We start from the raw sequence: 22255 nt of genomic DNA, 5'->3' as shown, positions 1-22255 counted from the left end.
TTCGTGTCACGCCGGAAGGGCGGGCGGCGCCGTCGGCGCCGCCCGCCCTCGATCCGCTACTGCAGCTGCTGCTGGGTGTAGTAGCCGGTGTCGACGAGGTTCTTCTGGACGTTGTCCTTGAAGATCAGAACCGGCTGGAGCAGCATCGACGGGACGACCTTGACGCCGTTGTTGTAGTCCTTGGTGTTGTTCACCGTGGGCGTGCCGCCCTTGAGGGCGGTGTCGGCCATCTTGACGGTGACCGCGGCGAGCTGGCGGGTGTCCTTGTAGACGGTGGAGTACTGCTCACCCTTGAGGATCGACTTGACCGAGGCGAGCTCGGCGTCCTGGCCGGTCACGACCGGGTACGGCTGGCCGGAGGTGCCGTAGCCGGCGCTCTTGAGGGCGGACAGGATGCCGATCGACAGACCGTCGTACGGGGAGAGCACGCCGTTGACCTTGGTGCCACCGCCGTAGGCCTTGGTGATCAGGTCCTCCATGCGCTTCTGCGCGGTGGCCGGGTCCCAGCGCAGGATCGCGACGGTCTTGAAGTCCGTCTCCTTGCTCTTGACGACCAGGGTGCCCTTCTGGATGTAGGGCTTCAGGGTGTCCATCGCGCCGTTGAAGAAGTACGACGAGTTGTTGTCGTCGGGCGAGCCGGCGAAGAGCTCGATGTTGAACGGGCCCTTGGCGGTGCCGTCGGTGCCGTCCTCCTTCTTCAGGCCGAGGCCGGTGAGGAGGGCCGTCGCCTGCAGGACGCCGACCTTGTAGTTGTCGAAGGTCGCGTAGTAGTCGACGTTCGGCGACTTGAGGAGCAGCCGGTCGTAGGCGATGACCGGGATGTGCTTGTCGTGCGCCTCCTGCAGCTGCGTGCTGAGGGACTTGTTGTCGATCGAGGCGATGATCAGAAGCTTGGCGCCCCGGGTGATCTGGTTCTCAACCTGGTTGACCTGGGTGGGGATGTCGTTCTCGGCGTACTGCAGGTCGACCTTGTAGCCCAGCTTCTCCAGCGAGGACTTGAGGTTGTCCCCGTCGTGGATCCACCGCTCGGAGGACTTGGTCGGCATCGTGACGCCGATGAGCGCACCCTTGGTCGAGCCGCCGGAGCCGCCCTTCTTGTCGACGGACTTCGTGCTCGAGCCGCAGGCGGTCATGGCGAGGGCCATGCACAGGCCCGTGGCCATCGTGGCCAACTTCGTGATCTTCATATCTCACCTTGGGTGGGACGGGGGGGTACGACGGGTTGGTTACGACTGCTTTGCTGGAGTGTTAACGGTCACAATTCGGGTGTCAAGACACAGTTCGGCAACGCGCCTGTCTCGAAACAGTCTGAACGCCAAGTGTGTGACCGGTAACATCACGAGGGTTGCTCACTTCTTCAGAGGTCAGCCCAGAAGCCGGATGACGTTCCACGAGACGGGCGGCAACACCACGGTCAGGCTGCCTCCCTCCACCCGGATCTCCGGGTTGGCCCGCGGGACGACGCGGAACGGGTCGTCCGCGGTGTTCCGGGCGTACGGATCGGGGTCGGCGAGGGTGCTCGCCTCCCCCGGTTCAATCGCGCCAAGCGCGCGGACGTCGACGTCGACGGTGAGGCTCTGGTCGACCGACCGGTTGACCATGAAGAGCGCGGTCTCGCCGGTCTCCTCGTCGCGGGTCGCGACGGCGTCGAGCACCGGCACCTCGCCGTACGCGGCCGTCTCGTACGTCGGGCAGACCGGCTCGACGCGCAGCACCTCTCCGGCGGCGTGCCGGGACGCCTGCGCGAACGGATGGAACGTCGTCTGCCGCCACGCCCGGCCGCCGGGCTCGGTCACGATCGGCGCGATGACGTTCACGAGCTGGGCCAGGCAGGCGGCGGTGACCCGGTCGCTGTGCCGCAGCAGCGAGATCAGCAGGCCGCCGAGGGCGACGGCGTCGGCCAGGTGGTACCGGTCCTCCAGCAGCGGCGGCGCCACCGGCCAGTCGCTCGGCGGGCCCTCGGACTCGAACCGGCTCAGGTACCAGACGTTCCACTCGTCGAACGACAGGTTGATCTTCTTGCGGCTGCGCAGCCGGGCCCCGACGTGGTCGGCGGTGGCCACGACCGACGCGATGAAGTGGTCCATGTCGACGGAGCTGGCCAGGAAGCTGCCGAGGTCGCCGTCGCGCTCTTCGTAGTAGGCGTGGCACGAGATGTAGTCGACGTGCTCGTACGCCTCCTCGAGCACGGTCGCCTCCCACGCGCCGAAGGTCGGCATGCTGGAGCTGGAGCTCCCGCAGGCGACCAGCTCGAGCTTCTTGTCGACCATGCGCATCGCCCGCGCCACCTCGGCGGCGAGCCGGCCGTACTCCCGAGCCGTCTTGTGCCCGATCTGCCAGGGCCCGTCCATCTCGTTGCCCAGGCACCACATCGCGATCCCGTACGGGTCCTTCGCCCCGTTCGCGATCCGCAGGTCCGACAGCCGGGTCCCGGACGGGATGTTGCAGTACTCCAGCAGGTCGAGCGCCTCCTGCAGGCCACGGGTGCCCAGGTTGACGGCCATCATCGGCTCGACGTCCGCCTTGCGCGCCCAGCGCATGAACTCGTCGATCCCGAAGTGGTTGGGCTCGAGGCTGTGCCAGGCGAGGTCGAGGCGCGCGGGCCGCGACTCGGCCGGCCCGATGCCGTCCTCCCAGCGGTACCCCGACACGAAGTTGCCGCCGGGGTAGCGGACGGTGCTCACCCCGAGCTCCTTGGTCAGCTCGAGGACGTCGGTGCGGAATCCGTCGTCGTCCGCGCTCGGGTGGTCGGGCTCGTAGATGCCGGTGTAGACGCACCGGCCGAGGTGTTCGACGAACGTCCCGAAGGTCCGGCGGTTGACCGGTGCCACGCGGAAGGCGGGGTCCAGCGTCATGCGTGCCGTCAGCACACTCGTCCTCCTTTGGTCGCGGACAGTGACGCCTAGGAGAGCCAGTGTTAACGCTAACCATGCGTTCACGTCAACGGTTGACTTCTGGACGGTTATCGCTAACACTCCTCGCAACCTGCTGGAAACATGACGAGGTCAGCCCGGCCTCGTCCCCGTCCGGGACCATGGGGAGGTGACCTTGGGCGACGATCTCGTGAAGCCGACCGGCCGAGGCTCGGGCACCGTCGTCATGGCGGACGTGGCAAGACTGGCCGGCGTCTCGCCCATGACGGTGTCGCGGGTGCTGAACTCACCGGGACGGGTCGCGCCCGAGACGCGGCTGCGCGTCCTCGACGCCGTGCGCGAGCTCGGCTACCGGCCCAACTCGGCCGCCCGGGTCCTCGCCACGGGCCGGTCCGGCGTCCTCGGGGTGGTCGGCTTCGACACCACCCTGTACGGCCCGGCGTCGATGCTGTTCGGCATCGAGCAGGCCGCCCGGGACGCGGAGTACGGCGTGACCATCACCAGCCTGGCCGCGCTGACGCAACGCAACGTGGCCGAGGCCGTGGACCGGCTGCGCGGTCAGTCCGTCGACGGCGTCATCATCATCGCCCCGCACGTCGCGTCGGTCGAAGGGCTCGCGGACGTGTCCACCGGCCTGCCGGTCGTCGCCGTGGGCGGCGGGGACGGCGGGGTCATCCCCGTCGCCGCCGTCGACCAGTACGCGGGCGCGGCGGCGGCGACCCGGCACCTCCTCGACCTGGGTCACCGGACCGTGCGGCATCTCGCCGGCCCGAGCGACTGGCTGGAGGCGGGCGCCCGCCGGAAGGCGTGGGAGGACACCCTTCGCGCCGCGGGACGGGAGGTCCCCCCGGTCGTCTTCGGCGACTGGAGCCCGCGCAGCGGCTATGAGTTCGGCAAACGGCTGGCCGACGACCCCTCGGTGACCGCGGTCTTCACCGCCAACGACCAGATGGCGGTGGGCCTGATCCGGGCCCTGCACGAGGCGGGCCGCCGCATTCCCGACGACGTCAGCATCGCCGGCTTCGACGACGTCCCGGAGGCGGCGTACCTCAGCCCACCCCTGACGACGGTCGGCCAGGACTTCGGTCAGGTCGGCCGGCACGCGCTCCGGCTCCTGCTGGAACGCATCGGCGGCGCCCCGCGTGAGGAGGGCCGCCGGATCACCGTCGAACCGGAGCTCATCGTGCGTCAGAGCACGGGCCGCCCCGGCTGACGGTTCCGTCCACCGTCGATTCATCGTCCAGCTCGGCCGCCCTCCCGGACGGCCCCGAATGATAGCGCTAACACAACTCTGACATCGGGGGCGTCGGCCGGATCGCATCCGGCTTCAGCAGCACTGCAGGAGGAAGAATGATCAGGAACAGGACGCGGCGCGCGCTCACGGTTCTCGCCGCCGGTCTGGCCCTCGGCCTCGGCGCCGCCGCGTGCGGCGGCGGAGGCGGCGACAGCAAGACCTCCGGTCCGGTGCACATCAAGGTCTGGGCCTGGTACCCCGACTTCGACAAGGTCGTCGCCAACTTCAACAACACCCACACCGATGTCAAGGTCGACGCGGTGCAGGCAGGGGTCGGCCAGGACGAGTACACCAAGCTGAAGACCGCGCTCGCCGCCAAGCACGGCGCGCCGGACGTCGTCATGCTCGAGTTCCAGGAACTCCCCACCATCGAGATCACCAGGCACCTGGTCGACATGGGCAAGTACGGCGCCAAGGCGGCCGCCAACGACTACGCCGACTGGGCCTGGAAAGAGGTCAGCGACGGCGACAAGGTGTACGCGATCCCGGTCGACGCGGGTCCGATGGCGATGCTCTACCGCAAGGACATCTTCGACAAGTACCACCTCACCGTGCCCAAGACCTGGGCCGAGTTCCAGGCTCAGGCCAAGAAGCTGAAGGCCGCGGACCCGAACGCGTACATGACGGCGTTCGGCAACAACGAGGCCGCGGCGGGCTGGCTGCAGGGCCTCATGTGGCAGGCGGGTTCCAAGCCGTACCAGTACTCGGCGTCCACGCTCCCCAACGTCGGCGTCAAGCTCAACGACCCGGCGTCCAAGCAGGTCATGCAGTACTGGGGCGACATGGTCAAGCAGAAGCTGGCCGAGCCCGTCCCGTACGGCGAGACCAACTTCTACAACGGCCTGTCCACCGGGCGGTACGCGACGTACATCGCCGCCGGCTGGGGCCCCGGCTACCTGGCCGGGGTCGCGAAGTCGACGGCCGGCAAGTGGCGGGCCGCCCCGATCCCGCAGTGGACCGCGGGCGGTAACGCCCAGGGCGACTGGGGTGGGTCGACGTTCGCCGTGACGGACCAGACGAAGCACCCCAAGGAGGCCACCGAGGTCGCGATGAACCTCTTCGGCACCCACCAGGATCAGTGGAAGATCGGCATCGACCAGGCGTTCCTGTTCCCGACGGCCAAGTCGATCCTGCACTGGGACTACTTCGTCAACAAGACCTACCCGTTCTTCGGGGACCAGAAGGTCAACCAGGTCTTCGTCCCGGCCTCGGACGGCATCGGGCAGTTCGACTGGAGCCCGTTCCAGGACTACGCGTACAACACGCTCGTCGACCAGGTCGGCCAGGCGCAGAAGGGCTCGACCGACTGGCCGGGCGCGCTCGACGGCCTGCAGAACAAGGTCACCTCCTACGCCAAGCAGCAGGGATTCACCGTTCACTGACGGCTCCGTCCGGGGCGGTCCGCGCGACCGCCCCGGACGACCGCGTGACACGGCCTTCCACCGATCCGAGGAGCACATGTGAGCAACGCGAAGTCCGTCGCGGCTCCCGCGCCGCCCTCGCCCTCGCCCGCCGAGGCCGCCCCCGCGCCGGCACGCCGCCGCGCGGACGGCCGAAGGCGGCGTGAGCGCTTCATCGGGCTGCTGTTCGTCAGCCCGTTCTGCCTCGTCGTCGTGGCGTTCCTGCTGCTGCCGCTGGCGTACGCGCTCCGGATGAGCCTCTACACGTCGACGCTCGCCGCAGGCACCCACTTCTCCGGGCTGGCGAACTACCGCAAGGCGTTCACCGACCCGGAGTTCCTGCACGGCGTCGAGCGCGTCATCGTCTTCGCGGTCGTGCAGACCCCCGTCATGCTGGCGCTGGCGCTGGTGAGCGCGCTCATCCTGGACGCCGTCACGGGCAAGTTGGCGAAGTTCTTCCGGCTGGCGATGTTCATGCCGTACGCGGTGCCGGCCGTCATCGGCGCGCTGATGTGGGGCTTCCTCTACAGCCCGACGTTCGGCCCGCTGCACTCCGTTTTCCACGGCAGCCTGCTGTCCGGCAACCTGATCCTGACCTCGCTGGGCAACGTCGCGACCTGGCAGTGGGCCGGCTACAACATGATCATCCTGTACGCGGCGCTGCAGGGGATGCCGCGCGAGGTCTACGAGGCCGCGCTCGTCGACGGCGCCGGGCCGGTGCGGACGGCGCTGCGCATCAAGGTCCCGATGATCTCCTCCGCGCTGATCCTCTGCGTGGTGTTCTCCATGATCGGGGCCCTGCAGTTCTTCACCGAGCCGCGCGTGCTGCGTCCGCTCGCCCCGACGATCTCGCCGAGCTACACCCCGAACCTGTACTCGTTCTCGCTGGCCTTCCAGTACTCGCAGTTCAACTACTCGGCGGCGATCTCGTTCGCGCTCGGCGCGGTGGTGTTCGTCGGCTCGTACCTGTTCCTGTTCCTCACCCGCAAAAGGAGTGGACTCTCGTGAGTGCCCTCCCCCTCGCTCTCCGGCCGCGGCGCGCGGGCGTGCAGCTGTTCATGGTCGCCCTGTGCGTCTACTTCCTGATCCCGCTCTGGTGGCTGGTGGCGTCCTCCACCAAGAAGGGCGACGAGCTGTTCTCCAAGCCCGGCCTCTGGTTCTCCTCGCCGGGGTCGTTCGCGACGAACCTGCGGGGGCTGTGGGGCCGGGACCACCACATCTACCTGCACTGGCTCGGCAACTCCGTGCTCTACGCCGTCGGGGGCGGGGTCGGCGCCACCGTCATCGCCACCCTGGCCGGCTACGCGTTCGCGAAGTTCTCCTTCCCGGGCCGGCGGGCGATGTTCGCCGTGCTGCTCGGCCTGATCATGGTGCCGTCGACCGCGCTGGTGATCCCGACGTACCTGCTGCTGAGCAAGGTGCAGCTCACCGATACGGTCTGGGCGGTGATTCTCCCGTCGTTGCTGAACCCGTTCGGCGTCTACCTCGTCCGCGTGTACGTCCAGGACTCGGTCCCCGACGAGCTGCTGGAGGCCGCGCGGATGGACGGCGCCGGCGAGATCCGGACCTTCCTGCGGGTCGTGCTGCCCGTCATGCGGCCCGCGCTGGTCACGGTCCTGCTGTTCTCGATGGTGGCGACCTGGAACAACTTCTTCCTGCCCCTGGTGATGCTGAGCAACGACAAGCTCTTCCCGCTCACCGTGGGCCTGCAGACCTGGTACGAGTCCGCGACGATCCAGAGCGGGGACAGCTCCCTGTTCAGTCTCGTGGTGACCGGGGCGCTGGTGGCCATCGTGCCGCTGATCATCGCTTTCCTGTTCCTGCAGCGTTATTGGCGAAGCGGCCTGACGCTGGGCAGTATCAAGTAGGGAGACCCTCTATGAGAATCACCCGTGTAACCACACATGTCGCCGGCACCCCCTGGCGCAATCTCACGTTCGTGCAGGTCCATACCGACGAGGGGCTCGTCGGTGTGGGCGAGGCCCGGATGCTGAACCACACCGACGCCCTCATCGGCTACCTGGCCGAGGCCGAGGTGAACCACATCGTCGGCTCGGACCCGTTCAACATCGAGGACCTCGTCCACCGGATGAAGTACGGCGACTACGGCCGCGCCGGTGAGGTCGTCATGTCCGGCATCGCATGCGTGGAGATGGCCTGCTGGGACATTGTCGGCAAGGCCCTCGGCCAGCCGGTGTGGCGCCTGCTCGGCGGCAAGGTCCGCGACAAGATCAAGGCGTACGCCAACGGCTGGTACACCGTCGAGCTCACCCCCGAGGCGTTCCACGGGGCGGCGAAGAAGGTCGTCGAGCGCGGCTACCAGGCGCTGAAGTTCGACCCGTTCGGATCAGGCACCATGGAGCTGGACCACGCCGAGACGATGCGCGCCGTCAGCCTCGTCGAAGCGGTCCGCGACGCCATCGGGGAGGAGGCCGAGTTGCTCGTCGAGATGCACGGCCGGTTCTCCCCTGCCACCGCGATCCGCCTGGCCGGCCTGCTCGCGCCGTTCAACCCGAGTTGGATCGAGGAGCCCTGCCCGCCGGAGAACCTCAAGGCCCTCGCCAAGGTCTCCGCGCACACCGACCTGCCGATCGCGACCGGCGAGCGCATCCATGACCGGATCGAGTTCCGCGAGCTGTTCGAGCAGCAGTCCGTCGACATCATCCAGCCGGACATCGGCCACATCGGCGGCATCGGCGAGGCCCGCAAACTCGCCGCCACCGCCGAGACGCACTACGTCATGGTCGCCCCGCACAACGTCGGCGGCCCCGTGCTGACCGCCGCCAACCTGCACCTGGGCGCCTGCACGCCCAACTTCAAGATCCAGGAGCACTTCAACGACTTCGCCGACTCGGCGATCAAGGGCGTGGCACCCGGCCTGCCCGAAGTCGTCGACGGGTACTTCTCGCTCCCCGAGGCCCCCGGCCTGGGCGTCGAACTGGACCTGGACGCGCTCGCCGAGTTCCCCCGCCAGCGCGCCAACTTCAACCTGTTCGCCGAGGACTGGCACAAGCGTGACGGGGCCGAGTCCAAGTGAGCCGATCCGTACTCCTGGAACAGCCGGGACGCTACCGGCTGGTCAAGGGAGAGGTCCCGACGCCCGGACCGGGCGAGGTGCTCGTCCGCGTCGCGGCGGCGGGCATCTGCGGCAGCGACCGCGAGCTGTACGAGGGCGGTCGTCCCGACGCGTACGCCACCTTCCCGATCGTCCCCGGCCACGAGTGGTCAGGGACGATCGAAGAGGTCGGACCCGGCGTCGACCCGGCTCTCGTCGGCCGGCCGACGGTCGGTGAGGGCTTCGTGAGCTGCCAGGTCTGCGAACGCTGCCACGCGGGCGAGGGCAACCTGTGCCTCGCCGGGTACGACGAGATCGGGTTCACCCGGCCCGGCGCGTTCGCCGACCACCTGATCGTGCCCGCCCGCCTGCTGCACACGCTGCCAGCGGGCACCGACCTGCGCGCGGCCGTGCTCCTCGAGCCGGCGGCGGTCGCGGCCGCCGCCGTGCTGCGGGCCGCTTCGCTGCCCGGGGAGCGGGTCGGCGTCGTCGGCGCGGGCACGCTCGGGCTGCTCACGATCCAGCTGCTGGCCGCGTCCTCCCCCGCCGAGCTGGTGGTCAGTGACCCTCGCGCCGGCCGGGAGCCCGTCGCGCGGGCAGGCGGGGCCACGGCGTACTTCCACCCGGACGAGCTCGGCGAGCTCGACCTCGACGTGGTCGTGGAGACCGCCGGCGCCCGCGACTCGGCGGCGGCGTCCGCCCGGCTGCTGCGCCGGGGCGGACGGCTGGTGCTGACCGGCATCCCCGGCGTGGTCCCGGAGATGCTCTCCCCCTCGGACATCGTCGAACGCCAGCTGACCGTGACGAGCGTGTTCGGCGCCCCGTCGGTGGCCTGGGCGCACGCCGTACGGGCCTTCACCGCCGGCCTGCTCGACCTCGGGCCGCTGGTGACCCACGAGTTCACCCTCGAGGAGTACGCCGACGCGGTGGCACTCCTCGGGCAGGGCGGCGACGATGTCGGCAAGATCATTCTGAAGCCTTAAGGAGTTGTGTGATGAGCGTTCCCCGGTACCCCGGCGAGCACCTGCTCGACCAGTTGGGCATGCCCGCCCGCAGTGCCGCCCCGGCCGGTTCGGAGGCCCGGTTCCCCGACGGCGGGAGCTGGCGGACGGAGCTGCCGTCCTGTGAGGGACCGGAGGTCCTGGCCGCCGCGTTGGAGGAGATCGACCGCTTCGAAGTGCCGATCCACCGCATCAGCCAGGGCAGCGGCGTCTGGATGCTCACCGACGCCGAGATCACCGAGATGGTGAAGGCGTGCGAGGAGCGGCACATCGAGCTGTGCCTGTTCGTCGGCCCGCGCGGCACGTGGGACATCGGCGCGGGCGTGAAGGCGTCCTCCGGCGGATCGGGCCCGCGCGCCCGGGGCCGTGACCAGCTCGCCCAGTGCGTCGAGGAGGCCGAACGCGCCGTGGCGCTCGGCGTGAAGTGCCTGCTCGTCGCCGACGAGGGCGTGCTGTGGACCCTGCACCGGCTGCGCACCGCCGGCGTCATCCCCGCCGACGTCACCCTCAAGGTGTCGGCGCTCGTCGGACCGGTCAACCCGGCCGCGTACGCCATCTGGGAGAAGCTCGGCGGCGACTCCATCAACGTGCCCAGCGACCTGACCATCGGGCAGATCGCCGAGCTGCGGGCGCAGAGCGCCGCGCCGATGGACTTCTACGTCGAGGCCCCCGACGACCTCGGCGGGTTCGTCCGCCTCTACGACGCGGCCGAGCTGATCCGCTGCGGCGCGCCGATCTACCTGAAGTTCGGCCTGCGCAACACCCCCGGCATCTACCCGGTCGGCCGCCACCTGCGCGACCTGGCCGTCAACGCGATCCGCGAGCGCGTGCACCGCGGCCGCCTCACCCTCGACATCCTCGAGCGCCTCGGCGCCGACGGCGGCATGTCCCCGCTGGGTTCGCGCCTGCCCGGTGACCTGAACCGCTTCCCCACCGACGGAGACCTGTGATGACCCTGCTGTACGGAGTCGACCCCCGGACCGGCGACCGCCTCGAGCCCGGTGTGGAGGAGACCTCCGCCGAGACGGTCGCCGAGCTGACCCAGGCCGCGGCGAACGCCGCCCGCCCGCTCGCCGCGCTGCCGCTGCCCGAGCGGGCCGCGCTGCTGGAGGCCGTCGCGGACGCGCTGGACGCGGCCGTGGAAGAACTCGTGCCGCTGGCCGACGCGGAGACCGCGCTCGGCTCGACCCGCCTGACCGGCGAGGTCGGCCGGACCACCGGACAGCTGCGGCTGCTGGCCGAAGAGGCACGCGGCGAGGGCTTCCAGCGGGACACCGCCGAGCCCGGGTTCGTGCGGGCGCTGCTGCCGATCGGCCCCGTCGCGGTGTACGCCGCGAGCAACTTCCCCTTCGCGTTCTCCGTCGCGGGCGGCGACACCGCCTCGGCGTGGGCGGCGGGCTGCCCCGTCATCGTGAAGGCGCACCCCGGCCACCCGCGCACCTCGGTCCGTACGGCCGAGATCATCACCGAGGCCCTCGCCAAGGCGGGCGCACCGGCGGGAACGTTCGCGATCGTGCACGGGTTCGAGGCGGGCCTGGCGCTCATCAAGGACCCGAACATCAAGGCCGCCGGGTTCACCGGTTCGGTACGCGGCGGCCGGGCGCTGTTCGACGCCGCCGTGAGCCGCCCGGACCCGATCCCGTTCTACGGTGAGCTGGGCAGCGTCAACCCGGTCTTCATCACCGAGGCGGCCGTGGCCGCCCGGGGCGAGGAGATCGCGCGCGGCTACGTCGGCTCGTTCACGCTCGGGTCCGGGCAGTTCTGCACGAAACCGGGGCTCGTGTTCCTGCCGGCCGGGCACGGGCTCGAGTCCGTCCTGGCCGAGGCGGTCGAGGCCGTACCGGCACCGGCGCTGCTCACGCCGCAGATCACGGACGGGTTCCGCAGCGGGGTCGAGCGGATCGCGGGCGAGACGCGCACGATCGCCGAGAGCGCCGGCGCACACCTGTTCGCGGTGAGCGCGGAGGAGTTCGCGGCCCGGCCGGAGCTGGCGGAGGAGTGCTTCGGCCCCTCGTCCATCATCATCGAGTATTCGTCGGAGGAGGAGCTGCACGCCGCGGCCGCCGCCGTGCCCGGCTCGCTCACCGCGACCGTCCACGCCGAGCCCGGCGACGCCGAGCTAGCCCGCGACCTCGTCACCGAACTGGCCCACCACGTCGGCCGCGTCGTCTACAACGGCTGGCCCACCGGCGTCGCGGTCAACCACGCGATGCAGCATGGCGGCCCCTGGCCCGCCACCACCTCGGTGCTGCACACGTCCGTCGGCACGGCCGCGATCCGTCGCTTCCAGGTCCCGGTCACCTTCCAGGGCCTCCCCGAGGAGGTACTCCCGCCGACCGTCCGCTGAACGGCGCGGTCGGCGCGGGTGACCCCGCCGACCGTACGCGGCGGCCTCGCCACAGGCGAGGTCGCCGCAGGCGTTCAGAACTGCGCATCGTTAGGTCAGCTTCTCGGTCCTGAAGGGGGTCCTGAAGGACCGAGCGTGCAGCTAGAGCCTCACTGGCTGGAGCTGGTCAGCCGTCTGCCAGGAGTCTGCGCACCTCGTCCGCGGCGACCGGCGCGAATTTCTCGAAGAGTGCGAGGGCCTCCCGCCAGAGGGGTTCGGCGGCGGCCCGCCCTCTCATCGTGTCGAGGGCGTCACCGAGGATCCGCAGGGTTCGCGCCTGGCCGCCCAGCAGGCCTGTGCCACGGTGGATGTCCAGGGCCCGCCGACAGCCCTCGACGGCCCGCTTCGTCTCACCCGATCGCCGCCACGCCTCCGCGATGATCGTAAGGGCCTCCCCTTCGAAAGCTCGGTAATCGTCCCGCCGGGCCAGGACGAGCGCCTCCGAGCCATGGGTCAGGGCCTGGTCGACCCGATCCGCGCGGAGCGCCCCGTGGGCCATCCCGATCAGTGCCTGGATCTCGCCTCGCCGGTACTGGACCCGCCGCGCGATGGCCAGGGCCTTGGCGTGGCACGCGCTCGACTCCTCACACCTCTCCGGTGGCAGATGATCGGCTATCGCGTTCAGGCATTCGGCCTCGACCCGCTGATCGCCGGTGTCGTGAAGAATGGCGAACGCCTGACGGGCGTTGCGTGCCGCCTGATCGTAATGCCCCGCCCTGCCGTCCAGGCCGCTCAGGTGGGACAGGCTCAACGCCTCCCCCACCCTGAAATCGATCTCGCGGCTCGCCGTCAGCGACCGGTGGAAATGCTCCCGCGCCCGCTCGGGCCGGCCCAGCCAGTCATCGGCCACCCCGAGATACATGGAGGTCAGCGCCTCCCCGACCTGCGCACCGATCTGCCGGCTGAGCTCCTGCGCCTGTGTGTACGTGGCGTGGGCCGTCTCCACCCGGCCGAGATCGTGGTAGACGCGGCCGAGGCTGCCCAGACTCACGCTCTCACCGATGCGGTGCCCGATCTCCCGATAGATCGCCAGGGCCTCGTCGAGGTACTTCAGCGCCTGATGCAGGCTCCCGCGCGCCCAGTGGACCCGCCCGAGACCGCCGAGCGCGGTGACCTCGCCCGCGAGCCAGCCGCCGCGGCGGCTGAGATCCAGCGCGTGACCGTCGTGTTCGAGGGAGCGTTCCTCGTCGCCCAGGTTCGCGGACGCGTCCGCCACGCCGAGGTGCATGGCCGCCCTCGCCGACTCCTCGCCGTGTCGTGCGGCCGCCTCCAGCCCGGCCTCGGTCGCCGCGAGCCATTCGATGCCGCACGGCCGGAGCCGGGAATACCCGCGCAGTGTGTCGACGAGGTGCCATGCCAGGGCGTACGGCCCGGACCGGGCGGCGCGGTGGATCGCCGCGAACAGGTTCGGGCGTTCGGCGTCGAGCCACCCGACGGCGGCCGGGCGGTCGGGAAAGTCCAGCGTCGGCGGCACGGGGTCACCACCGTCCCGCGGCAGCCGTACGAACTGCATGTCGTACAAGCGCACCGCGGCCTCGGCGGTCCGCAGGTACCACTCGAAAAGCCGCCCGACGGCCTCGTCCCGTACGGACGCGGACTCGTCGACCGTGGCCCGATCGACGGCGTAGAGCCGCAACAGGTCGTGGAAGCGGTAACGGTCCGGCATGTGCTGTTCGACGAGATGGTACGCCGCGAGCCTGCCGAGCGCGGCCGACGCCTCCGCGAGGGACGTTCCGACCAGCGCCGCAACGGCGTGCGGGGTGAAGTCCGGGCCCGGCACCAGCCCGATGAGCCGGAAGTAGCGGCGGCAGTCCTCCGGGAGCGCCTGATAGGACAGCCCGAGGGCGGCGTCGACGGCGGCCCCCGGATCGTCGTCGAGCGCCATGGCCTTCAGCCGGTCGTCGGCGGCGAGTTCCCGTGCGGTGTCGCGCAGGCGGCCACGGTCGTTGCCGGCGAGCTTCGCGCCCACGATGGACAGCGCGAGCGGGAGTCGCGCACACCGGGAGACCACCTGGTCCGCGGCCTCCGGCTCGTCCGCAACGCGCCGCTCACCCGCCAGACCCGAGAGAAGATTCAGCGACTCCCGGTGGTCCAGCACGTCGAGCGTGAACTCGTGAGCGCCGTCCTTGGCGATCAGACCCGACAGCCGTCTGCGGCTGGTGAACACCGTTGTGCAGGACCGGCCGCCCGGCAGCAGCGGGCGCACCTGATCGGACGTCGCGGCGTTGTCGAGCACGACCAGGACGCGACGGCCGCCGAGCGCCGACCGGTAGAGACTCGCGCGTTCTCCGATGTCGGCGGGAATGTCCTTGGACGGTACTCCAAGGGCGCGCAGAAACTGCCCGAGCACGTCACCCGGCGGCAGCGGCGCCTGCTCGGCATCGAACCCCCTCAGGTCGGCGAAGAGCTGGCCGTCGGGGAAGTGGTCGGCCGCCGCCTCGGCCCAGTGCACGACCAGGGAGGTCTTGCCGACACCGGCCGTTCCGCTGACGCCGACCAGGACCATGCCCTGGCCGGAGTCGTTCCCCAGCCGGTCCGCCAACGCGTCGAGGCGACCGAGCTCCGCCTGCCGACCCACGAAGCCGCGCACGCCGTGCGGGAGCTGCGTCGGCCTGCGTACGCGGTTTCCGCCCGACCCGGAGAGCGCGAGGGACGGATCGTGTCGGAGGATCCGCTGATGCAGTTGCCGCAGGTCAGGACCTGGGTCGGCGCCGAGTTCGTTCGCCAGCGCCCGCTGGATCCGCTCGTACGCGGCCAGAGCGTCGGCCTGCCGTCCGCAGCGGTACAGCGCCAGCATCAGCTGGCCGACGGCCGCCTCGTCGAGCGGATGGTCGGTGGTCAGCGCACGCAGTTCACCGAGGAGTTCGGCGTGGCGCCCCAGATCGAGCTCGATCCCGTGGCACAGCCGCAGCGCTTCCAAGCGCTCCTGCTCGATGGCCTGCCGGACATTGTCCAGACGGTCGCTGGACAGATCGGCGAAGGGCGTACCGTGCCAGAGCCCGAATGCCTCGCGGAGCAGGGCGTACGCGATGGAGGGGTCGTCGGCCTGCCGGGCGTCGGCGACGAAGGCGCGGAAGCGGTACAGGTCGACGGCGTCGCGGGGCACCTCCAGCGCGTAACCACCCGTGCCACGCGCCAGCGTGACGCCGTACGCGCCGAGGAGCTTCTTCAGCCGGGACACGTAGCCGTACAGCACGTTGCGCGCGGAGTCAGGCGGGTGGTCGCCCCAGACCAGCCGCATCAGGCGCTCCACCGGCTGGACGACACCCGGCTCAATGATCAACCCGGCGAGCACACACCGCTGTCGCGGATGTCCGAGGTCCAATGGTCGTCCTTCGGCGTACGCCCGGACCGCGCCAAGAACCTGGAACTCCACAGACACCCCCGCCGGTCCGGCGTCACCTGCGGCGGTCTCCCGGCCGAACCAGCCGCCTTGACGCTATCTGACCACGCTGTCGAGGAGGACGCCAAGATTGATTCAAGGTTTCCTCAACGCCGGGCCCGGAGAGTGGGGCGTACCGCAGGGCGATGGCCCAGCGGTGACCCAAGGAGGATCGGATGCGCACTCGAACGGCGCTCGCCGGCACGTTCACCGCAGCGGCGCTGACGGCGCTCGCCGCGGCGGCTCCCGCCCAGGCCGCCGCCCCGACCCGGGCCGCGAGCCTGGACTGCACCGCCCAGTACGAACACGACAACCGGATCCACGGCTACTGCTCCGGTGACGGGGCCTGGACGCTGCACATCTGGTGCTGGCCCGGCATCGAACGCCACGCCAGCACGGTCACCCACGGCTGGGGAGAGTTGTCCCTCGGTTGCGGGCCGATACAGATCCAGGACTGGAAGATCACAACGCCCTGAGCGGAGACGGCAGATGAAACTCATGCGGAAACTCACCCTCGCCGTGGCCCCCGCGGTCCTCGCCGCGGGCGTCACCCTCACCTCTACAGCGCCCGCCCACGCCCTCGGCCACGGCCGGGTGTGCGTCTTCCTCGCCCCCCAGGGCGCCAAGGGAAACGGCCACGTCGGCTGGGCCTTCCAGGAGCCGCCGAAGGACCACTGGTTCTTCGGCGCGACGGAGGGTCAGCCAGGCGAGGAGGGCGGCCCGAACTCCAAGAAGATCAACCCCGGCCAGAACAACGGGGCGTGGGAGGACAACGGCACCTGGCAGAAGGTCCTGGACACCTTCCGCAACGTGAAGGCCGGCGAGCATCCCGGCGGGTACTACAAGCAGTACACCTGTAAGAACACGACGGACAGCTCAGTGCACGCCGCCGACCTGCAGGGCCAGGCCAACAAGGGCCGCGGCTACTACCTGTGGGGCAACAACTGCATGAACCACAGCTACGACGTCCTGAAGTCCTACGGCGCCGGGCTCACCGACCCGAACAACCCCAAGTGGATCAGCAACTGGCGTCCGAATGACTGGGTCGACAACCTCATCCTCCTCGCGGGCTTCGAACACCTGGCGAACCTCTGAACGATGGGGTGGTGGGCCGGCCCGCGACGCCGGCCCACCTGCGCGGCCATGGACGCCAGGCACGGCGTCCAACGATTGTTGTACATTAGGTTCATGAGTGTCGGATTCCGTCCCACCGAAGAAGACCTCCGTGTCATCGAGGCCAACCGCCGCAAGGATGAGAAGACCAGCGACGTCATCCGCCGCGCGCTGCGACTGCTGGACCGCGAGGCGTGGGAGGAGCGTGCCCGCGCGGACATGCACCGGCTGAGGACCGAAGACCTCTCCGCTGAAGCGGATGCATGGGAGTACGACGCCGACGGCAACATCCGCATCACCGGCACCGACCTCACCGTTCCGGCGAGGTCGCACGATCGCGCATGATCCGGGGAGCGGTCTACCCAGTAGACCTTGGCGATGCCAAACGCGGCCACGAACAACGGGGCCGACGCCTCGGGCTCGTCATCAGCATCGAGCAGAACGCCTGGTCCGCGGTGACCATTGTCCCGACCTCGACCAGCGCCCAGGCGTCGGTCTTCAGGCCGGAGGTCGTCATCGCGGGGCGGGATACCAAGATCCTGATCGATCAGGTCCGCACCATCGACGTCTCATACGTCACCGGCGAACTCGTGGACTACCTCACGCGGGATGACATGGCGCAGGTCGAGCATGGCCTGTCGCGTTACTTGGGTCTTCTGCACTGACGCCACAGCGGCTCACCTTCGCCACCTCCTCGACAGGACAGCTGGCGATTTGTCCCATTACCGGGGCGCGCCCTACTACGCGACATGTAGCATCGCCCCTCGTACTATGCTGAGGCGGGAAGGAGACCGATGCACAGCAATGACGCGCAGATGCTCGTGCTCACCGTCCTCGCGGACGGCCCGCGCCACGGATACGCCATCAACACCGCGATCGAAGAGCTCACCGGGCGCAAGCTCGGACCCGGCAGCCTCTACGGAGCACTGTCCCGGTTGGAGACGCGCGAGCTGATCCGGCCCGCGGACGAGCCGGCCGAACCCGGGGAACGCCACCGCACCATGCAGATCACCGACACGGGCCGCGACCTGCTGCGCACCGAGCTCCAGCAGATGGCCCGCGTCTCCGCCGCGGGCCTGCGCGCGCTCGGGATCAATCCGGCATGAGGGCGGCCACGCTCTTGGCCGGGCTCTACCCGCCGGCCGTTCGCGAGCGATGGGGTGCGGACATCAGCCGCGAGGTGTCCGCGTCGGGAGTGCGCTCCTGGCCCGACACCCTCGCGGGGGCCGCGCGACTCTGGCTCCACCCGGGCGACTGGCCCGAGACGTTCACCGGCCAGACCCGCCGCGTCCTGACCGTCACCCTGTTCGCGATCATCGCCACGAGCGGGCTGCTGGTGCGCGCGGTCGCACCATCCACCACTCTGACCGCCGACGTCCGCCACCCCGCCACGAGCCTGTGGCTCGCACCGCTCCTGCTCGGCATCGTCCTCGCCGCGCCGCTTCCACCGCTGCGCGGCGAAACGCTCCGCCACCTGACCGCCGTGGCGGTCCGCACCCTGGCCGCCCCGGGCATCGCGGCCCTGGCCATGGTCCTGACGGCGTGGAGCGGCGTGGCCGAGCACGCCACGGGCTTCGCCGAAGCCGCCCTGGTCGCCTACTACTGGCTCACCCTGGGGTTCACCGCGCTCCGCCTGTGCACCCTCGTCGCCCGCGTCTCCCAGACCGCCACCCTGCCGACCACGCGCCGGCTGTCCACGGCCCTTCTGCACATCGGGACCGGACTGGCCCTCGCGGCGAGCCAGACCCTCCTCAGGACCGCACCCCACCCGGACTCCCTCGTCCAGACCCTGGCGCTGGGCCTCCTGGCCACCGTGGCGATCAGCACCGGCCACGATCTACGGCGGAAGAGGGCATAGACGCCCAATAGGCCCGCCAGGCGTTTCGGCCCGAGGTGACCCTGTCGTTACGGGGCCGTCCAGCTCACGATCGGTGTGGCGGCTTTGGCGAGGGACCCGGCTGGGGTGAGCCTCAGCAGGGTGTTGCGGACGGATTGTCGCAGGCCGCCGCCGAGGTCGGCGCCGAACCTCGCGGTGATGGCCGACAGCCGGGCGATCTGGCGGCAGCGTGGCCGGCGGGCCTGATCGAAGGCGGCCAGGGCGGCGGCCAGGTCGCCGCCGGCGGCGACCGGTGCCGCGATGAGGCGGCCCACGCAGACGCCGTCTTCGAGGGCGGAAGACGCTCCCTGCCCCACGGTGGGCAGCATGGCGTGCGCGGCGTCGCCGACCATGACGACCCGCCCGCGGATGTAGCCGCCGAGCCCGCCGGGCAGGTGGTAGACGTCGTGGCGCATCAGTTGGTCCGCGGCGGTGGCCGCCACGATGGCCTGGACCTGCGCGGACCATCCGGAGAAATGGTCGCGGGCGGCGGCCGGCTCGTCGTCGAAGGAGGCTCCCTCGGGGTGCCGGAAGTACCCGTACCAGTACATCTCGCGGTCGCTGAGCCGGACGGCGCCGAACTCCGTGCCCGGTCCCCACACCTGGAAGAGGCGGCCGTCGGAGGTGGTGGTGTCGGGGATGACCGCCCGCCAGCTGGTGCTGCCGCTGTAGCGGGCGTGGGCGTTCGGGAACAGCTGCTGCCGGACGGCGCTGCGAACGCCGTCGGCGGCCACGACCAAGCCGGATTCGCCGGTGTGCCGCCCGTCAGAGGTCTGCCAGGTGACGGCGGCCGGCTCGTCGGTGGGGTGACCCGGCCGGACGGCGGTGACCTCGGCGCCGGTGACCAACTCGACGCCGTCGGCGGCCTCGGCCGCCTCCCGCAGGGCGGAGTGCAGGCGTTGCCGGTGAATGCCCCAGATCGTGGTGGTCGCCCGCACGTCCGGTGTGTCGGGGATCCGCAGCAGCCAGCGGCCTCCCGGATCCTGAAAGCCCGCGGGGACGGTCTCATACCCGGCGGCTCCTACGGCCTCGCCGACGCCGATGGCCTCCAGGGCGCTCATCCCGTTGTGGGTGATGGCCAGGCCCGCACCGACCTCCCCGAAGGCCGGTGCACGCTCCAGCACCGTGACCGCCCAACCCGCCTGCGCGAGCGAGATGGCCGAGGCGAGCCCCGCGATTCCGCCGCCCACCACGATCGCCGTCAGCCGCTCAGCCACCGGCCCTCACCTCCAAGCCGAAACGCCCGCCTCGTGGAGGCGAAGCTCACGCGATGCCCGCTGGCACCGCCAAAGTACTACACGTTGTAGTACATGGACCTATAGGGGTGTCTGCGCGGCATGGAACACTCGGCTCCGATTCGGGTGGCCGATCGGAGAGTGGTGGATTCATGAGCATGGTCCTCTCGTTCACTCGAGTGACCTCGGAGGAGCTGGACCGGGCGATCGCGGATCCGGAGTGGGCGGAGGACTATCTGTTCGATGAGAGTCTGCCGTCCTGCTATCTCGACAAGGCCTGGGCCGGCATCCAGTTCCTGCTGGACGCGGCCGAGGTGGATGTCGATCTGTACGAGGACGGCCATCTCATCGATGAGGGCTGCACCCTTTTCGGCTGGGACGACGACATGGTCGCCGACACCGCACGGGCCCTCGGTGCGACGCCGTTCGAGGCGTTGGCCGGTCACTACGACCCGAAGAAGATGACCGAGGAGGACGTCTACCCCCGGGTCTGGAATGACGACAGCCTCGACTATCTGGAGTACCACCACCGGGCGCTGGTCGAGTTCTTCCATACGACAGCCGCCTCGGGTGGCGCGGCGATCCGGAGCTTCAGCTGCTGATTCATCGATGCGCGCCGGTCGGCAGGTGGCGAGACACCCCACGTCACAGGTTGCCGAGCTGTTTCGTCGAAAGAGGTGTAACCGGAAACAACGACACAGGAGTGCGCCATGAGTGCTCGCTTGGACGTCTTCCACAACAGGGTCGCAGCGAAGTTCGGTAGGCACCTCGTCGCGGCGGACAGGATGCTCGCGGACTCGACGCTGCCGGCCGCGACGCAGGAGCTGGTGAAGCTCCGCGCCAGTCAGATCAACGGCTGCGGTTTCTGCGTCGACATGCACACCAAGGACGCCGCGCATGCCGGGGAGACCTCGACGCGCCTCAACCTGGTCGCGGCCTGGCGGGAGGCCACGGTCTTCACCGACGCCGAGCGCGCCGCTCTGGAACTGGCCGAACAGGGCACCCGCCTCGCCGACGCCGCCGGTGGCGTCACCGACGACGCCTGGGCCAATGCCGCCAAGTACTACGACGAGGACCAGCTCGCGGCCCTGGTGTGCGCCATCGCCCTCATCAACGCCTTCAACCGCGGGAACGTCATCATCCAGCAGCCCGCCGGCGACTACCAGCCCGGCCAGTTCGGATAACGAGGGGCCGCCCGCACCAGCGGCACACGCCCCGGGCACTGCCGTCCAGCCTCCGCCGGGAGATCCGGCGGGGGCTGTCAAAAACGGTTATCGCCGGGCGGCCGGCTCGTCTCCTGAGCGAGAGCATCGACACGCATAGGAGACATCATGGTGCAGAGCCGGATGAGTCGGCGGAGCGTGCTGGGTCTGACGGGTGGGCTGGCGGTCGCCGGCGTGGCCGGTGTCGCGGGAGCCGGGCTGCTCGACGGCGGACACGCGTCGGCCGGCAACGTGGGCGCGAAGCTGGCCAAGGCCCCGGCGAAGCGGTTCGCCCACCCGGGGCTGCTGCATACGAGCGCCGACCTCAAGCGGATGCGGACCAAGGTACGCGCGGGCGCCGCGCCGTGGCAGGCGGGCTGGAAGGTCCTCGAGGCGAACTCCCACTCCCGCAGCGGCTGGAAGGCGCGCCCCCAGGCGACGGTGTACCGCGGCGGCTCACCGCAGAACTACGTCCTCCTCTACAACGACATCCACGCCGCCTACCAGAACGCCCTGCGCTGGAAGATCACCGGGGATCGCGTGCACGGCGACGCGGCGCGCGACATCCTGAACGCCTGGTCCGCGACCCTGAAGGCCGTGAGCGGTAACGCCGACCGGTTCCTGGCCGCCGGGATCTACGGCTACCAGTTCGCGAACGCCGCCGAGCTCATGCGCGGCTACCCCGGCTTCGACCTCGCGCGATTCCAGAAGATGATGCGCGAGGTCTTCTACCCGATGAACGACGACTTCCTGAAGCACCACAACGGCGCGTTCATCACGAACTACTGGGCGAACTGGGACCTGACGGCGATGTGCTCGGTGCTGGCCATCGGGATCCTCTGCGACGACCACGCCAAGGTGCGGCAGGCGGTGACCTACTTCAAGTCGGGTGCGGGGAACGGGTCCATCCGCCACGCCGTCCCGTACCTCCACCCGGGCGGTCTCGGCCAGTGGCAGGAGGCCGGGCGCGACCAGGGGCACGCCACGCTCGGGATCGGGCTCATGGGCACGTTCTGCGAGATGGCGTGGAACCAGGGGTACGACCTGTACGGCTACGACGACAACCGCTTCCTCAAGGGTTGTGAGTACGTCGCCAAGTACAACCTCGGGCACGACGTGCCGTTCACGCCGTACACCTGGAAGTCCGGGGCGGCGAACACGCATGGACGCACCCTGACCCAGACCGAGGTGTCGCCCTCCGCTCGCGGCATCGTCCGCCCGATCTGGGCGATGGTCTACAACCACTACGTCCGCCGCCGCGGCCTGCACGCGCCGTTCACCAAGGCGATGGCCGCCAAGGTGCGCCCCGAGGGCGGCGGCGGGAACTACGGCCCGAACAGCGGCGGCTTCGACCAGCTCGGCTTCGGCACGCTGGCCTTCACCCGATAGGGGCTTTCATCTTTCCGGGGGCTTGATGAAGGCCGTGTGAGAGCTCGGC

21 protein-coding genes are annotated in these 22255 nt (G+C 70.0%); 17 read left to right on the top strand and 4 right to left on the bottom strand.

Annotated features, from left to right (window positions below; all coding sequences use genetic code 11):
* Positions 1 to 56: 56 nt before the first annotated feature.
* Complete coding sequence (gene chvE / locus ACQP2O_RS03580) at positions 57 to 1187, bottom strand: multiple monosaccharide ABC transporter substrate-binding protein (RefSeq protein WP_433179827.1); 1131 nt, start codon at positions 1185 to 1187, stop codon at positions 57 to 59.
* Between the two features lie 177 nt (positions 1188 to 1364).
* Complete coding sequence (locus ACQP2O_RS03575) at positions 1365 to 2870, bottom strand: alpha-N-arabinofuranosidase (protein ID WP_433179825.1); 1506 nt, start codon at positions 2868 to 2870, stop codon at positions 1365 to 1367.
* 178 nt (positions 2871 to 3048) lie between these two features.
* On the opposite strand from ACQP2O_RS03575, the gene ACQP2O_RS03570 reads away from it, so the two are divergent.
* From ACQP2O_RS03570 to ACQP2O_RS03535, 8 genes are all read left to right on the top strand, one after another.
* Positions 3049 to 4086, top strand: a complete 1038-nt coding sequence (locus tag ACQP2O_RS03570; protein ID WP_433179823.1) for a LacI family DNA-binding transcriptional regulator — start codon at positions 3049 to 3051, stop codon at positions 4084 to 4086.
* A gap of 137 nt (positions 4087 to 4223) precedes the next feature.
* Entirely contained in the window at positions 4224 to 5549 is a 1326-nt protein-coding gene (locus tag ACQP2O_RS03565; RefSeq protein WP_433179821.1) for an ABC transporter substrate-binding protein, read from the top strand.
* A 78-nt stretch (positions 5550 to 5627) separates the two neighbouring features.
* Positions 5628 to 6575 carry a carbohydrate ABC transporter permease gene (locus ACQP2O_RS03560; protein ID WP_433179819.1) on the top strand — a complete coding sequence of 316 codons (948 nt, stop codon included), beginning with the start codon at positions 5628 to 5630 and terminating at the stop codon, positions 6573 to 6575.
* Positions 6572 to 7435: a carbohydrate ABC transporter permease gene (locus ACQP2O_RS03555; RefSeq protein WP_433179817.1), complete on the top strand. Its 864-nt coding sequence runs from the start codon at positions 6572 to 6574 to the stop codon at positions 7433 to 7435. The genes ACQP2O_RS03560 and ACQP2O_RS03555 overlap by 4 nt, the downstream gene beginning before the upstream one ends.
* Before the next feature lie 11 nt (positions 7436 to 7446).
* Positions 7447 to 8604 (top strand): mandelate racemase/muconate lactonizing enzyme family protein, encoded by a 1158-nt coding sequence (locus tag ACQP2O_RS03550; RefSeq protein WP_433179815.1) that lies wholly within the window; start codon positions 7447 to 7449, stop codon positions 8602 to 8604.
* Positions 8601 to 9605, top strand: coding sequence for a zinc-dependent alcohol dehydrogenase (locus ACQP2O_RS03545; RefSeq protein ID WP_433179814.1), 1005 nt, complete (start codon positions 8601 to 8603; stop codon positions 9603 to 9605). Before ACQP2O_RS03550 ends, ACQP2O_RS03545 begins: the two co-directional genes overlap by 4 nt.
* Before the next feature lie 11 nt (positions 9606 to 9616).
* Entirely contained in the window at positions 9617 to 10573 is a 957-nt protein-coding gene (locus ACQP2O_RS03540; RefSeq protein WP_360899014.1) for a hypothetical protein, read from the top strand.
* Positions 10573 to 11970 carry an aldehyde dehydrogenase (NADP(+)) gene (locus ACQP2O_RS03535; protein ID WP_433179812.1) on the top strand — a complete coding sequence of 466 codons (1398 nt, stop codon included), beginning with the start codon at positions 10573 to 10575 and terminating at the stop codon, positions 11968 to 11970. Before ACQP2O_RS03540 ends, ACQP2O_RS03535 begins: the two co-directional genes overlap by 1 nt.
* Positions 11971 to 12136: 166 nt before the next feature.
* On the opposite strand, the gene ACQP2O_RS03530 is transcribed toward ACQP2O_RS03535, so the two are convergent.
* Positions 12137 to 15334, bottom strand: a complete 3198-nt coding sequence (locus ACQP2O_RS03530) for a BTAD domain-containing putative transcriptional regulator (protein ID WP_433179810.1) — start codon at positions 15332 to 15334, stop codon at positions 12137 to 12139.
* A gap of 233 nt (positions 15335 to 15567) precedes the next feature.
* On the opposite strand from ACQP2O_RS03530, the gene ACQP2O_RS03525 reads away from it, so the two are divergent.
* The 6 genes from ACQP2O_RS03525 to ACQP2O_RS03500 all read left to right on the top strand — a co-directional run bounded on the left by ACQP2O_RS03525 (position 15568) and on the right by ACQP2O_RS03500 (position 18362).
* The gene (locus ACQP2O_RS03525) at positions 15568 to 15867 is read left to right on the top strand and encodes a hypothetical protein (RefSeq protein WP_433179808.1); all 300 of its coding nucleotides are present in this window, start codon (positions 15568 to 15570) and stop codon (positions 15865 to 15867) included.
* Positions 15868 to 15880: 13 nt separating this feature from the next.
* Complete coding sequence (locus ACQP2O_RS03520; protein WP_433179806.1) at positions 15881 to 16486, top strand: hypothetical protein; 606 nt, start codon at positions 15881 to 15883, stop codon at positions 16484 to 16486.
* A gap of 93 nt (positions 16487 to 16579) precedes the next feature.
* A complete protein-coding gene (locus ACQP2O_RS03515; protein ID WP_433179804.1) occupies positions 16580 to 16849 on the top strand; it encodes a hypothetical protein in 270 nt (89 codons plus the stop codon).
* A complete protein-coding gene (locus tag ACQP2O_RS03510) occupies positions 16846 to 17169 on the top strand; it encodes a type II toxin-antitoxin system PemK/MazF family toxin (RefSeq protein ID WP_433179802.1) in 324 nt (107 codons plus the stop codon). The genes ACQP2O_RS03515 and ACQP2O_RS03510 overlap by 4 nt, the downstream gene beginning before the upstream one ends.
* A 129-nt stretch (positions 17170 to 17298) precedes the next feature.
* The gene (locus ACQP2O_RS03505) at positions 17299 to 17610 is read left to right on the top strand and encodes a PadR family transcriptional regulator (protein ID WP_433179800.1); all 312 of its coding nucleotides are present in this window, start codon (positions 17299 to 17301) and stop codon (positions 17608 to 17610) included.
* Entirely contained in the window at positions 17607 to 18362 is a 756-nt protein-coding gene (locus ACQP2O_RS03500) for a hypothetical protein (RefSeq protein ID WP_433179798.1), read from the top strand. Before ACQP2O_RS03505 ends, ACQP2O_RS03500 begins: the two co-directional genes overlap by 4 nt.
* Before the next feature lie 47 nt (positions 18363 to 18409).
* Here ACQP2O_RS03500 and ACQP2O_RS03495 read toward each other — a convergent pair whose 3' ends face one another.
* Complete coding sequence (locus tag ACQP2O_RS03495; protein ID WP_433179796.1) at positions 18410 to 19597, bottom strand: FAD-dependent oxidoreductase; 1188 nt, start codon at positions 19595 to 19597, stop codon at positions 18410 to 18412.
* A gap of 170 nt (positions 19598 to 19767) precedes the next feature.
* Between ACQP2O_RS03495 and ACQP2O_RS03490 the strand changes: the two genes are divergently transcribed.
* The 3 genes from ACQP2O_RS03490 (at position 19768) to ACQP2O_RS03480 (ending at position 22206) form a co-directional block, all read left to right on the top strand.
* Positions 19768 to 20217 (top strand): YfbM family protein, encoded by a 450-nt coding sequence (locus ACQP2O_RS03490; RefSeq protein ID WP_433179794.1) that lies wholly within the window; start codon positions 19768 to 19770, stop codon positions 20215 to 20217.
* Positions 20218 to 20325: 108 nt separating this feature from the next.
* Positions 20326 to 20799, top strand: coding sequence for a carboxymuconolactone decarboxylase family protein (locus ACQP2O_RS03485; protein WP_433179792.1), 474 nt, complete (start codon positions 20326 to 20328; stop codon positions 20797 to 20799).
* 147 nt (positions 20800 to 20946) lie between these two features.
* Entirely contained in the window at positions 20947 to 22206 is a 1260-nt protein-coding gene (locus ACQP2O_RS03480; RefSeq protein WP_433179790.1) for an alginate lyase family protein, read from the top strand.
* The last annotated feature ends 49 nt before the right edge of the window (positions 22207 to 22255 follow it).

The sequence above is a fragment of the Actinoallomurus sp. CA-150999 genome (assembly GCF_050942425.1).
Lineage (GTDB): Bacteria > Actinomycetota > Actinomycetes > Streptosporangiales > Streptosporangiaceae > Actinoallomurus.
Note: the sequence above shows the minus strand (reverse complement) of the source record. Positions and strands in the feature narration are given on the sequence as shown.